Source organism: Mesobacillus selenatarsenatis SF-1 (assembly GCF_000813125.1).
Classification (GTDB): domain Bacteria; phylum Bacillota; class Bacilli; order Bacillales; family Cytobacillaceae; genus Mesobacillus; species Mesobacillus selenatarsenatis.
The window spans coordinates 87,575-101,622 of sequence record NZ_BASE01000113.1; the positions used below are offsets into that span (position 1 = coordinate 87,575).

Annotated in this window: 10 protein-coding genes; 6 read left to right on the plus strand and 4 right to left on the minus strand. The window is 40.2% G+C overall.

Going from position 1 to position 14,048, the window contains the following annotated elements; translation table 11 throughout:
* Positions 1-53: 53 nt before the first annotated feature.
* Positions 54-839 carry a response regulator transcription factor gene (locus TY49_RS21150; protein ID WP_041967875.1) on the minus strand — a complete coding sequence of 262 codons (786 nt, stop codon included), beginning with the start codon at positions 837-839 and terminating at the stop codon, positions 54-56.
* Positions 829-2,583 (minus strand): sensor histidine kinase, encoded by a 1,755-nt coding sequence (locus tag TY49_RS21155; RefSeq protein ID WP_041967876.1) that lies wholly within the window; start codon positions 2,581-2,583, stop codon positions 829-831. The genes TY49_RS21150 and TY49_RS21155 overlap by 11 nt, the downstream gene beginning before the upstream one ends.
* Before the next feature lie 348 nt (positions 2,584-2,931).
* Between TY49_RS21155 and TY49_RS21160 the strand changes: the two genes are divergently transcribed.
* Positions 2,932-4,086: an endo-1,4-beta-xylanase gene (locus TY49_RS21160; protein ID WP_041967877.1), complete on the plus strand. Its 1,155-nt coding sequence runs from the start codon at positions 2,932-2,934 to the stop codon at positions 4,084-4,086.
* A 110-nt stretch (positions 4,087-4,196) separates the two neighbouring features.
* Complete coding sequence (locus TY49_RS21165; protein ID WP_041967878.1) at positions 4,197-4,958, plus strand: polysaccharide deacetylase family protein; 762 nt, start codon at positions 4,197-4,199, stop codon at positions 4,956-4,958.
* A 137-nt stretch (positions 4,959-5,095) separates the two neighbouring features.
* On the opposite strand, the gene TY49_RS21170 is transcribed toward TY49_RS21165, so the two are convergent.
* Positions 5,096-6,307: a M14 family zinc carboxypeptidase gene (locus TY49_RS21170; RefSeq protein WP_041967879.1), complete on the minus strand. Its 1,212-nt coding sequence runs from the start codon at positions 6,305-6,307 to the stop codon at positions 5,096-5,098.
* Positions 6,308-6,838: 531 nt separating this feature from the next.
* Between TY49_RS21170 and pgaC the strand changes: the two genes are divergently transcribed.
* The 3 genes from pgaC to TY49_RS21185 all read left to right on the plus strand — a co-directional run bounded on the left by pgaC (position 6,839) and on the right by TY49_RS21185 (position 10,277).
* Positions 6,839-8,077, plus strand: a complete 1,239-nt coding sequence (gene pgaC / locus TY49_RS21175) for a poly-beta-1,6-N-acetyl-D-glucosamine synthase (protein WP_232310497.1) — start codon at positions 6,839-6,841, stop codon at positions 8,075-8,077.
* A 9-nt stretch (positions 8,078-8,086) separates the two neighbouring features.
* Positions 8,087-8,455: a poly-beta-1,6-N-acetyl-D-glucosamine biosynthesis protein PgaD gene (gene pgaD, locus TY49_RS21180; RefSeq protein WP_041967881.1), complete on the plus strand. Its 369-nt coding sequence runs from the start codon at positions 8,087-8,089 to the stop codon at positions 8,453-8,455.
* Between the two features lie 856 nt (positions 8,456-9,311).
* Positions 9,312-10,277, plus strand: a complete 966-nt coding sequence (locus tag TY49_RS21185) for a hypothetical protein (RefSeq protein WP_041967882.1) — start codon at positions 9,312-9,314, stop codon at positions 10,275-10,277.
* Between the two features lie 282 nt (positions 10,278-10,559).
* Here TY49_RS21185 and TY49_RS21190 read toward each other — a convergent pair whose 3' ends face one another.
* The gene (locus TY49_RS21190; protein WP_041967883.1) at positions 10,560-10,958 is read right to left on the minus strand and encodes a hypothetical protein; all 399 of its coding nucleotides are present in this window, start codon (positions 10,956-10,958) and stop codon (positions 10,560-10,562) included.
* A gap of 471 nt (positions 10,959-11,429) precedes the next feature.
* Here TY49_RS21190 and TY49_RS21195 point away from each other — a divergent pair.
* On the plus strand, positions 11,430-14,048 hold a 2,619-nt coding region (locus tag TY49_RS21195), incomplete at its 3' end, for a carbohydrate binding domain-containing protein (RefSeq protein ID WP_084135571.1).

Genomic DNA, 14,048 nt, shown 5'->3' on the forward strand with positions numbered 1-14,048 from the left:
ACCAGGGGGCAGACCAAAAAAGGCAACTATGATTAGGAAAAATACTACTATTTTTAGAAAGCCCTTTCATTTCCTGTTTTTCGGTAAGCGCTAGGTGTCATGCCCTCTATCTCCTTGAAGATTTTAATGAAGTATTTTGACGTTTTATAGCCGACATCTTCTGCTATTTCGTTAATGGGGAGGGTAGTAGAAAGAACTAATTCTTTTGCACGCTGGATTCTGCGTCTGGTCACATATTCACTGAAATTCAGATCTACTTGCTCCTTGAACAGCACGCTAAAATAGCTCGGGTTCAAATGTACTTGAGCAGCAACGTCTTTGAGGGTGATTTCTTCCTTTAAATTCTGGTCAATATAGATCATTGCCTTGCGGATGGTATCCTTGGTTGAGTCCATCTTATTGCTGGCATCGACTATTTTCTCGTCGACCACTTTTTCAATCAATCCGGCCCTTTCTTGTTTCGCCATGACCTTCACTGCATCTTCGACAGCTTCTATCAGCTTCTTCTTCCCAATGGGTTTTAAAAGATAATTGATGACACCTAGCTTTAATGCTTGCTGTGCATACTCGAATTCGGAATAGGCCGATATGACAATCACTACTGGCTTCATTCCTTTTTCCTTCAGTGTCTTCAATAACTGCAATCCTGTCATTTCTGGCATTCGGATATCAGATAGTAAAATATGAATCTTTCTTTCCTCTGCAATCCGCAGGACATCCTCACCGCTTTCTGCAGTGAGGATGATGTATTCACCGTTGTTCCAGCTTTCAAGTGTTCTTTGCAGGCCTTGTCTTGTCCTGGGCTCATCATCGACAATCACAATATTCTTAGACAACATACTTATCGCCTCCTTCAATCGGCAGCTCGAACGTAATTCGAGTTCCCTGGTCTAATTCACTCTCAATCAAAAGGTCTGTGTGTGAAATGCCCTGGTAATATAGTTTTAAGCGCTTATAGACATTTGAAATGGCCATTCCTTTTCCGCTCGCAGAGGATGTGCCGCCATCCTCAATGGACTGGATAATCTGTGAAAGCCGCTCTGGGTCCATTCCAGATCCATCATCTTTTACGATGATACGAATCCGATCCTGGTTTTCATGTTTGACGGGTTCTACGGTTACAGAAATCTGGCAGTTTCCGGTTTTAGTTCCAGCTCCATGGAGGGCTGCGTTTTCCACCAGGGGCTGTATGATTAGTTTAGGAATCCTCACATGCTCAAATTTTTCCGGGACGGAGACATGCCATTGCAGACTGTTGCCAAAACGCATTTTCATGATTTCCATATAATCGCTGATGTGTTTAACTTCGTCTTTCAGGTACACCCAGTCATCATCGGTTTCTTTTGTGATGGTATAACGGAATAAATCAGACATGGCCACTACCAGTTCTGCAAGCTCTTCTTCATCTTTTTCATCAAGTGACCAATGAAGTGCATCCAGCGTGTTGAATAGGAAATGCGGGTTTATTTGGGCCTGAAGCGCTTTCAATTCACTTTGACTTCTTAAAATCTCTTTCTGATAAACCATTTGCATTAAATGGTTCGTTTCTTTGACCAGCTGGTTATAGGTACTGTTCAATTCATTGATTTCATTGACAGAGTACACTTCTGGATTCAGGGTTAATGAACCATCTCCGGCTCGCTGCATCGTTTTTGTCAATCTTAATATCGGGCTTGTAATTATGGTTGTTAGAAAGAAGGAGCTGATGGAAAAAATGATGAGACCGACTACCCCAGACAAAATTATGCCGTTCCGGATCCAGGACATTCCCTCAGTCAGCTCACTGACAGGGGTTAAAATGAAGACAGTCCACCCTGTAAGGCTTGATGTTTCCTTTGTTACTATATAGTCCCGCTCATTGAGCTGCACGACGTTTTCTTTGCTTTCAATGATGCTCTTAATATCGCCGGTATAATTCTGGATGATCGGATTTTGATATTGATCCAAAAGAATCGAGTATTGGTCGTTCTCATACTTTTCATTCGCAAAGTGAAAATGGTTTCGATTAATACTGATTAAAAGATAACCACCATTTCTATATTGTCTTTCCATTAAATTGACTCTTCGAATGGCCAGGAAATAATTTTTATCATTTGGATCTTCACCAATCCAAACGATTCGTCCTTTTGCCTGATTTGCTTCCTCAATCCACTTTGTGCCGACACGGTTAATTAACTCATCCTCATCGAGAGGGAGGACCCGCTGCCTTTTTTCAGAAAACAGCTGAAAGGAAAAAATCCCATCCGTATTCCCGATAATCCTGTTGATATGCCCCATTAAGCGCTGTCTGTCGTTAAATGATACTTGTGTTCCATCATGGACATCCGTCAAGATTCTTTGGACTTCTTCATCGGTTATGACAAGCTTTGAATTCATGTTGATTTGCTCGTAAAGAGATTCGATTCGTCCATTGGCTTCGATCGCTACTTGCTGGATTTGCTTTTCTGCGTTGTTCTGCAGCAATGCCGAGACTTGTCCTAATGTAAGAAGACTGACAATCAATAGAACAATGACCATGACAATCAAAAAGATAAATAGAATCTGGTTGCGTAGTGTGTTCCATTTTTTTAGTTGATTCAGCACGGCGTTTCGCCTTTCTTTTTCTAGTAGTATTTGTATTTATTATTATATCTCCTTTCTAACTAACTGGTGAGATGTCTATTTCAGGTAAGTTATGTGAAAAATCAATTTCCATCTAGTCCTATTTTATCATTTTTAGAGAAAACTTTAAATTATTAGTTTATTAAGTGGATAAACAAAGTTTGGTGCTGATATAATCTTCTTACGTCAGGTAACTGCTGCATATTTTTTTTACACCTCAATGAAAGCCCTTTCTTTTGTTCCTGGCCAAGTAAACTGATTGAGGGGGGAGAATTCGTTAGAACTGTGTAAAATGCAAAAACTAATTTTGGAAAGCGGGGAACTCCTAATATGTTAAAAGTATTGCGTAAACCATTTCTTACTGGACTGGCTTTGGCCCTATTTTTACCTGCCGGAATATCCAATGTTGCAGCAGCTGAACCGATTAGTGCACTGGATGTCGAAGTAGAACTTGATGAAAGGTATGCAGATTCATTCGATATTGGTGCAGCCGTTGAACCTTATATGTTCGAAGGCAAGGACGCTGAAGTTCTAAAGCGACATTTTAACAGCATTGTTGCCGAGAATGTGATGAAACCGATCAATATCCAGCCTGAAGAAGGGAAGTTCACCTTCGAGGAAGCAGATAAAATCGTTAAGTTTGCAAAAGAAAATGATATGGAGCTGCGATTCCATACGCTGATATGGCACAGTCAAGTCCCTGAATGGTTTTTCCTGGATAAGGAAGGAAACCCTATGGTCGACGAAACAGATCCTAAGCAGCGCGAAAAGAATAAAAAGCTATTGCTGAAACGTTTGGAGACTCATGTTAAAACGGTCGTAAAACGATATAAAAACGATGTTAGCTCCTGGGATGTAGTCAATGAAGTAATTGATGAGTACGCGCCTAACGATAAAGGTTTACGTGAATCTCCATGGTATCAAATCACAGGTACAGATTATATCAAGGTTGCTTTCGAAACAGCAAATCGATTTGCTGCAAAGGATGCTAAGCTTTACATCAATGACTACAATACAGAGGTAGAACCGAAGAGAACCCACCTGTACAACCTGGTGAAGGAATTGGTTGAGGAAGGTGTTCCAATCGATGGAGTTGGGCATCAGGCACATGTCCAAATTGGCTGGCCATCTCTTCAGGAAATCGAGGATTCTATTAATCTGTTTGCCGGGCTCGGTCTGGATAACCAAATTACAGAACTGGATGTAAGCCTTTATGGCTGGCCGCCAAGACCAGCTTACCCAACTTATGATGAGATTCCTGCATTTGAATTCGAACGCCAGGCAGAACGCTATGATCAGCTATTCCAGCTATATGAAAAACTGGAGGACAAGATCAGCAGTGTGACATTCTGGGGTGTGGCTGACAACCATACATGGCTGAATGATCGCGCAGAAGAATACAATGACGGCGTTGGAGTAGACGCACCGTTTGTATTCGATAATGAATACAATGCCAAGCCGGCTTATTGGGCTATTATTGACTAGAAGTTTAGATTAATAGCTGCATTTTATTGATTTCCTTGGGAATTCCCGCATCCACTTTGTTGTTCTGAACAACAAAGTGGATGCAGCTAAAATAGGAGGGAACGGTACGGATGAAAAAAATAAAAGGACTGTTTATGGCTTTGATCCTATTACTAATTGCGAGTACTCAATACCAGCTGCCAGTCAGCGCTAAACAAACTAAAAAGGTTGAGATTCCTGTCTTGCTTTATCATGTTGTGAAACCTAATCCAGACCCGAATAATCCCTATCAATTCAGTCTTGAAGAATTCGAAAAGCATATGGCATACCTGCATGAAAATGGCTACCGCACTTTAACAATGAAGCAATACTTCAACATCCTTGATAAAAAAGCAGCGATGCCAAAGAAGCCAATTCTGCTGACATTTGACGACAATTCAAATGATTTTTATCCTTATGTGTATCCAGTCTTGCAGAAGTATGGAATGAAAGCCACTCAATTCACAGTGTCAGATTGGGTAGATGGCAGCTGGAATATGACTTCAAACGAACTTCTGACCGTAATGGAAAACGGGGTAGACATCCAAAATCATTCAGTAACACACCCAGCCCTTGCCGATCTAAGCAGGGAACAGCAATACACAGAAATCAATGAAGCAACAAAGGTCCTTAAAAATCTGACAGGCAGAACACCCAATACCTTCGCCTATCCTTATGGAAGCTATAATGCCGATACAATCTCCGTTTTAGAAGAATTAGGATTTAAAGGGGCATTCAAAGTAGGCGGCGGACTCAGCACAGACCAGAGAGACAGGTATGAACTGCCGAGGATCATGATTTTGCAAAATCATACATTAGAAGACTTTGTGAGAATGGTAGAGACGGGTTATTAGAACAGAAGGCTAATGTTCTCCTGTTTAATAATTGTTGTTTGTTATAGCATAGTTGACCAGTTCGATTCATCGTTCTTGCTTCCAAGAGGAAAGGCACCCTCCAAATTAGGGGTGCCTTTCGCCTTTAGTATTAATTTTTATATTCCAGGTCTGTAAGCGGTCTTTGGAATACTGTCATAATCCGAAGCATCCAGTTGTTCAACGCTGCCATCCACGACGCCGTTAATGATTCCATATAGTCCGGTTTCGACCGCTTTAACCAGCTGGCCTTTTTTCTTATGGCCTAGTGTATGAGATTGACCGCGTACTTCGAAAAGTACGGTTCCGCTGCCATTTAAAGCGAAGCTTCCTAGTGCTGTTCCTGGAAGGTCCAAGTTTTGTTGATAAAGGGTAATATTGTTGAAAGGTGAATTTTCACCAAGTGACTGCAGCGCGTTGTACGCTGCCAGATTCAATTGCTTGGAAAACTCGAAATTGTAGTTGTCCGCATACTGAGCGTACTTGGCTCCCACCGGTGTGTCTGGATCGGGAACAAAGTCAGCTGACAAAGACATTGTAACAAGGTCATCTGTTCCTTCTACGTAGTATTGGCCTTGGTGATGGAGGTCAATGAACACATCTACCTTTCCGAACTCTGCTTGCAGTGACTTGTAAACATCGCGTACGGTTTGTGACTCAGGTGTGATGTACCAGCCCGCCTTGCTTGAATTGCCAGGGAAGTCGGATGCCTGTGGGACATAGTTCAAGTCTGGATTGAAGTCGCGGTTCACATCGAAACCAGGTCGCCCGTTGTAATCTCTGTCCTGGATGATCGCGTTGTTATAGTAATTCCATGCAGGGCCCGCAGCGTCGGCCAGCTGAGGGAAAGCTGCGACAACTTCCTCCCATGACATGTCATTTCCGCGGCGGTCCAATTCGGAAGCATCAGGGTTCATTTTTGGAAGAGTGACAAGGGTGATTTCCTCACGGATCTTTTGCGCATCAGGTGAATTGCTTGATCCTAAATATTGAAGGATGCTTAACAGCGCTTCAGTCCCAGTGCTTTCGTTTCCATGGATCTCACTCTCAATTAAAACTACTTTTTCCCCAGTACCGACTCTTGCCTGGTAAATATCTCTTCCCTGGTTTGATTGGCCAACTACCTCCAAAGTAACCCTACCCTGGCTATTAGCTTCAATTTGCTGAAGACGATTCACCATCTGAGTATAGTCGGTATAACCTTTTACGGAGTATACCTGATTTTCGTTGTAGAGTTTCCCATTTGGCGAGTTGGTTGCCAGTGTTGGCGTAGCAAGGGCAGTACATAGTGCCAATACACTTAGTCCGGCAATTACCTTATTTTTCTTCATCGACTCATCACTCCTTAAACTAGTAAAAGTAATTTCCTAGCTATTTTAATAAGGATAATAGTGAAATGTTGCTATAATTTGTCGAATATTTCGTTTTACGAAATAAATGAGAGAAAGGGACTAGGCAGACCTTGGGGAATTGGTAGTTTTGAAATAGAAACAAGGTAGAGGGAGGGTATAACTAATTTCCTGTATTTTTGAAAGGGAGCAACTATGCGGAGGTGGGGTAGTATGTAGCTGAATGAAGCGGAAGCGGGAAATTTTAATTGTATGAGTGTTACGAAAAGAAAGTAGTTCTTTGTTAGTTAACTAATGGTTGCTAAAGAGTAATTAGTCAGCTTGTTTTTATCAGGGGTTATTTACGCCTGATTCTCCTTTTGTTCGGTTAATTAGATAGTTAGGCTCTTTGAAGAAATCCACTGTTTAACTAAAACAAAACACACTCCAAATACTACCAAATATTTAAGATTGCTAATGTGCTACCCGCAAAGTAATATCATCTTATTACTACTTAATAGGACGGGTTCGAATTTGATCAACTTCTTGGTGCTGTTTCTATTTTATTATCCACTTGTCATGGGAATTGTTTGGATTACGGGAAGTTTACTTTATTATATAAAAAAAGAAAAGCAGGATCGTGTCCTTGAACATGGTATGGAGGAGTTACCTTATGTTTCCTTGCTGATTCCAGCCTACAACGAGGAACAGACAATCGAGGAAACGGTGAAATATGCATCGAGCCTCAATTATCCCAACTATGAAGTGATTGTCATCAATGACGGCAGCAAGGATCGGACCCTCACCATACTAAAATCTCTGCTGGACCAATACCCGAAATTACGGGTCGTCAATGTCGTGAACAATAAGGGCAAGGCGAATGCTTTAAAGCAGGGCGTGCTGGCCTCCAAAGGCGAACTCATTGCGACGACAGACAGTGACGCAATCTTGGATAAGGATGCGCTTATCCATATCGTTCCTCATTTCATCACTCCGAATAATGGAGAGAGAGTTGGAGCGGTTACCGGAAACCCTAGAATCCGAAACCGGACAAGTCTGCTTGCGAAAATCCAGCTGGTGGAATACGCAAGTATTATTGGCTTGATAAAAAGGACGCAAAGAGTGCTCGGCAAAGTCATGACGGTTTCTGGTGTTTTTGTCGTATTTCGGAAAAAAGCCTTGCTGGACGTGGGAATGTGGGATACCGACTTAATTACGGATGATATCGGGATTACCTGGAAGCTGCAAAGAAGATTCTGGGATGTCCGGTACGAACCAAAGGCGCTTTGCTGGATGCTTGTCCCGGAAACGTTGAAGGGAATCTGGAAGCAGCGCCTGAGATGGACCCAAGGTGGAATCGAAGTCATACTGCGCCACAAGGATATCTTTCTGGATTGGCGCCAGCGGAGATTGTATCCAGTCTATATCGAACAGGTACTGAGCGTTCTATGGTCGATTACCTGGTTCGTATCACTAATCATTATGCTGTACCAATACATTTTCCATCAAGTATTCATCCTGCCAACATTATGGATTGGCAACTACCTTTCTATTATATGCTTGCTGCAATTCTTGGTTGCGCTCTACATTGAAAGGAAGTATGAAAAAGGAATCCTAAAATACATGCTGTGGGGAATCTGGTACCCCATTCTTTACTGGCATATCAACGCCCTGCTCGTCATTATGGCATTGCCGAGAGGATTAAAAATACTCAGGAAAAATAAAAACCAATTTGCCACATGGGAAAGTCCAGACCGAGGACTCCATCTATAAGGAGAAAATATGATTATTAACAGCAAGCAATCAAACCCTCGAAAAATTATAGATATATTGCTTACCTTTTTCGGATGGATGTTTCTCGCTCTTTTCCTATATAATTTCATCACTCATTTCAACGTTACCGTGGATTTCACATTTCTAGAACTGAATTTAGCTAACGCGAATTCTATCCTGCTTATCACCGTTTTTTTGGTAATCACAAGCGCAGCCTTCCTCAGCTGGTGGAGTTCATACAACAGGCGCAAATACGGACCACTCAAAAGAAGGACCTTCCCGCGAGCGACCAGTGAAAAAGAGTTGGGTGAGCTTTTTGAATTAACAGAGGGAGAAGTCAGAGAGATACAATACTATAAATATTATGAGAGAAATTAAGTAAAACAAAGGACGTACTCGGTTACGATCCTATGCTTTATCTGCTTGGCCTTTTTAAGAAACTATATAAAGTCACCTTCCCTTACTCTTAATATTTGAAATTTTCATCTCTATATAAAGATTTTTGATTTTTAGATACTGAAGTCTAATAAATCTCCACAAAACAATCAGGAGTGCCACTATAAATACACTGATAAAGGTACCTGCGATCATGATAAAAACAGTAAAGAATGTTGCCATTTTATCACCTCATTCTTGATAAAATATTAATATATAACTTTAACAAACAATCGTTCATTAAAGATCCTCTTGTTAATTACGAGTATTGTGAACGTTGAAGCCTATGGCTTAGACAGAATATTGATTGGAAAGGAAAGAATGGGTTTTATACTTCAAAAATTATAAGTAAAAAAGTGCATCGATGTAAGATGCACTTTTTTGAAGTGAAAAGACATTATTTAAAAGTTCCTATTCTATATCCCTTTCCAGCTGCTAACCACCCATAATCTCCGTAATTCCATAGCGGCCAACTTGGTGTAATAGAAGGATAATCAAATTCCACTTCATATCGTACGCTATACCATTTATTGGGTTCCCATCCTGCTATTTTAGAACCGTTTGCGCTAGTGTACTTTAAACTAATAGTTTCTGAAGATAATATTCTAAAAAAGTATTTTGGAAGGAGAATGGGAAAAAAACTAAAATTCTATTGGTTAATGACGATAGGTAGTTTATAGGTGAAATATACTACTTTTATGAGGGACAGGTTCATAAGCGTTATAATAATCCCTTTTATAACAGATGTTTTACTCGTTGGGTGTTATGAGAAATTATTAACTGAGAAAGGAAAAATAGAATGAAAAATATCATTTTATCCTTGCTTGCCATCCTGTTCGTGTTATCAGGATGCAGTCAAGAAAAGAGTCAGGTGGAAGAAAAAGAAGTCGTTGTAGAAAAACAAGATTCTAGTGACGCTGATCCTAATCAACCAGAAAACGAAGAGGTTTCAACCGAGGAAGAAGAGGCTTCTCAGCCTTCTGACAATACATATTCTATTCAGCTTGATGATCGCTTAGAGGGACAGGTTGTGCTTGAAAAGGATCCATCCTCTGACAAGAGAGCGTATATTTATTATATGGATCAGACCTTGCTAAACGATAAAATCATAATCGGAACAATCGATTCGGGGTCTTCCGACTCGATAAAAAGCTCTATAGATGAAGGAGTTCTTACACTTGTGAATTATGAAGGTGGAGAGAACAACCCTAAGTATATGTACACTGCTAATATGGAGGATCCCTATTTAGAGCATTATCAAATAAATGAAGATGGTGATGCTTACCTTCCGCTTGAAGAAGCGATTAATTACTCAAGAGCAAAGGAATTAGTACATACAAGTCTCCTAAACTCGAATTTTATGTATGGTTCAATTATGGTAAATCAAATTGTTCCTGAGCAAATAGATGCAAACGGAGAGGCTGGTCTTCAAATATCAAGGGCGTATCTTGAAGATATACAAGCCTGGTATGAAAGATTAAACAGCGCTGCAAATTCAGGATCGACCGAAGAGTTTTTTACCGCTCGGGCAGAGGTAGGAAATGAAGTAATCGATAAATATCCTGAATTAAGACAAATTCCCTTTCCTACACAAGAAATAGGTTATAACATTTCAACTTCCATCCAAGCTCTTTCCTACTGGAGTTATGAAGATTATGAAAAAGATGCGGAAGTAAAGTATTTAAGTGAAGTAAATCTAGTAAAAGGAATTGGTCAATTTGTGGAGGTTATCCAAGAACAACTAGCAGAATTGGAGAATATATAACCTGAGGTGGAGTAAAGAACTGAAGTCGTGGAAATTAGGCTGAAGACAAAACTTAACTCTATGTGAAAGCCTATCTTTCTTTAAGTGAAAGGTAGGCTTTCTGGGTTTTACGACAGCTAGTACTTAGGTATAGTTATCACTCCTATACTTTTACTAGCTTCAACCTTCTTAAATATTGTCTCGCTACTTCCACGTCAAAATAGAAGGGGATAAAGAGACTATCATCCTCTTTTTGATATATAGGTTCCGATAGAGCAACCATTGACTTTCCGAATATTCTTTTTAACCCATTAAAGAAACGTGGCTCCTAATCGCTATGCAATACTTAATTTCTGCATGTGTCAACACTTCTATAGCGGTATCTTTAGCGCACATAAGTATTGTTTTGAAACCTCGTTTTTCTTTAAGAATAGTGAATTGATCCAGTTCTATTGTGTGTTCAATATTATTTCTTATCGGTTCTGCTTGATCAAAGCGATATATATGGTTAACAAAACTCTTTATGTCGGGATTATAGTTTAAGATTGTAATAGTAGCAAAACTTTCTCCATTAATATCCTTGAAGAGATAATTTTGTCCCTTGATTGCATATTGCTCCCACTGCTTTTCCTTCCATCCTCTTGAAAGAATGGTTTGGAATTCTTGTTCATCTCTCCGGTTTTTCACCTTCACTAATGGCAATCGATACAACTCCTTATAGCGGTTTGTAGGAATATATTCACAAGTATTATTCATCATTCTTACAAATAAGGTTATTTTTACCTAATAAATCTCGAGGGAAAATTCTAAAATTCAAGTGGCTTGTGTGTTCTCTGAGGGTTGTTCCGAGACAATCCTTCGGTTGTTAGAAACAAAGAGACGGTGGTCAAGCCCTTTGTCCCAAAATAATGAAACCGTTTACAAAAATCCAAACCTAAAGAAACATGTCGAAAAAGGATAAAATTAAGTGTGGTACTGATAAATAATCCCATAAAAAGAAAATAAATGCGCCGACATCCTTAGATTAATTAAAACAACTTTCAACTAAGTCACTTGATTAGTAGATATTGTTTTAGAACTCTTTTATTTTCTTGCTTGTGAGAAGGGGGCAATAAGGAAAGGGCCAAAGGACACCGAACTAGCAAAAGGGTAAAAAACGAAGGAGGAAAAAGTTTGAATAAGCCATTTATTATTCTATTAACGTTCTTATTAGCATTTCAAAGTTTAGGACTTGCAAGTACCCCTACGATCAAACCGGAAGCGGCGACAAATTCAACAAATGATTCAGATTGGACACTTTTCTGGTCGGATGAGTTTAACGGAACAGCCATTGATAAAACGAAATGGTCATATGATATTGGAAACTGGATTGTCGATGGAGATGGAAATGGAGTAGCTCCAGGATGGGGAAATAACGAACTAGAGTATTATACCGACTCCCCTGAAAATTCCTATATTCAAGATGGGAATCTAGTAATTGAAGCCAAGAAAGAAGAAACGACGGATGAGTATGGCTCATTTGACTATACTTCTGCTAAGCTCAAAACTAAGGGTTTGTTCAGCAAAAAGTACGGGAAGTTCGAAGCTAGAATGAAGCTTCCAAGTGGCCAAGGATACTGGCCAGCATTTTGGATGTTACCTGAGAATGATGTGTATGGCGGTTGGGCAGCTTCAGGTGAAATAGACATCATGGAAGCAGCAGGTAAAAACGTAAAGGAAATTGGTGGTGCCCTTCACTTTGGAGAGGTATTTCCTAACAATGTTCATACAGCAAAAGCATACCAGTTCCCTCAAGATGAGGCTATTACAGATTTCCATACATATGCAATTGAATGGGAACCTGGAGAAATTCGTTGGTATGTAGATGGAAACCTCTATCAGACTTCGAATAATTGGTATAGCAAAAATAAAAATAATGCCGAAAAGTACTCTTTCCCTGCCCCATTTGATCAAGAATTCTATCTTGTTTTGAATCTTGCAGTCGGCGGCTGGTATGGTGGAGATCCAGATGCAACAACTTCTTTTCCTGGTAAAATGGAAGTAGATTATGTACGAGTTTACGAATTGACAGGAAGAGACTATAAAACACCGGTTGAACCATCTGTTGAAAAAGTAGAATTGCCAGCGGGTGCAAAGATGCCGCAAGCAGATGGCAATCTTATTTATGACAATGAGTATATTAAGGGTTTTACAGATATTTCAACAGACACACAATCTATGGATTCCCTATACTGGAATTTTCTTCACCTGCCAAGCTTTGGCGGTGACGGGGTCATAACAACTGACACCATTAACGAAGAGGCATTTGCCAAGGTAGAGGTTAAAAACCCAGGAACTGCTCTTTGGTCCCTGCAAAAGATTCAATTAATGTCAATTGCAAAGGGCGGCAAGTATAAAGTCAGCTTTGATGCGAAGTCCACTGGTAATCGGAATATGATGGTGAAAGCATCTGGCGGTGCTGACAGAGGCTGGGCAAAGTATTCAAATGAAGAAACCATTGAATTAACGAGCGAAGTCCAATCCTATGAATTCACCTTTGACATGATTCAGGAAACGGACCTAGCTGCACGATTAGAGTTTAATATGGGAGCCAACGGGAACAATCCGATTTGGATTGGGAATGTCAGAGTGGAAGATATTACAGGAGTTCAACAGGATTATTCTGCTAAGCAACCTCTGCTAAATGGCAACCATATTTATAATGGTACGTTCGACCAAGGAACAATGGATCGCATGACTTTTTGGAATTTTATTCAAAATGACGGTTCAGCCACAGGGGATGTTAGTGAAGCAACCAGGGAATTCAAGGCCACCATTGCTGATGGAGGAAGCAGCTCAACTGCTATCCAGTTAACGCAAAAGGGTATGAATTTACTCGAAGGTAAAGATTACGAATTGACCTTCAATGCAAGAGCAGACCAACCAAGAGATATTCAAGTAGATTTCTTAAGCAAGGATGGAACAGTCGTTTACTCAACGAATACTGTCAACTTATCTCAAGAAATGAACAAGAAAACGATTGAGTTTACAATGCCTGGTGGAGTGACAGACACTCAAGGTCAGTTAGTATTCAACTTAGGTGGAAATAGTTCGGATGTTTATATTGATGATGTTAAGCTGCTGAATCTGTCAGGGAATGCAGTAATCCCATCATTAGTAAATGGTGATTTTAGCAATGGACTAGAACCTTGGTCACAATACATCCACTTTGATGCACAGGCACAAATAACAGAAGCGAACGGTGAAGCGAAAGTAGCGATTACAAATCCTGGTGGAGAAGAGTGGGGCGTTCTTCTTGAGCAAAAAGGCTTGAAATTTGGCCAGGGACAAAAATATACTGTCTCTTTTGATGCAAGATCAACAACGGACCGACCAATCGTTGTCTCCTTGGAAAATGCAGAGTACAAAAGATATCTCTCTGAAATTACTGAATTAACGAATGAAATGAAAACCTTTACCTATGACGTTGAAATGACAGCTAATGACACACTAAGCTTGAAATTCCAAATGGGAAAACAAGGCTCAGGAGCACATGACATTTTTATTGATAATGTTAAGATTAGCTTGGCTGGTGAAGCGATACCAGAAGAACCGGAAGCTCCAGAATTTACACCTGAACTAGACAATGGCACTTTTGATACAGGAATGGATCATTGGACATCTTGGTGGGGTGACCAATGGAGCGGTGTAGCTGAAGGATCGGCTGCAGTAGAAAATGGAGAATTAAAGGTGGACATTACGAAGGTGGGCGGTGCATCTTATGCACCACAAATTTTCCAAAAGGGCATTACA

Coding starts and splice junctions, on each gene's coding strand:
- TY49_RS21150 (WP_041967875.1), bottom strand. CDS start 839: ATGTTGTCTAAGAATATTGTGATTGTCGATGATGAGCCCAGGACAAGA.
- TY49_RS21165 (WP_041967878.1), top strand. CDS start 4,197: ATGAAAAAAATAAAAGGACTGTTTATGGCTTTGATCCTATTACTAATT.
- pgaD (WP_041967881.1), top strand. CDS start 8,087: ATGATTATTAACAGCAAGCAATCAAACCCTCGAAAAATTATAGATATA.
- TY49_RS21185 (WP_041967882.1), top strand. CDS start 9,312: ATGAAAAATATCATTTTATCCTTGCTTGCCATCCTGTTCGTGTTATCA.
- TY49_RS21170 (WP_041967879.1), bottom strand. CDS start 6,307: ATGAAGAAAAATAAGGTAATTGCCGGACTAAGTGTATTGGCACTATGT.
- TY49_RS21160 (WP_041967877.1), top strand. CDS start 2,932: ATGTTAAAAGTATTGCGTAAACCATTTCTTACTGGACTGGCTTTGGCC.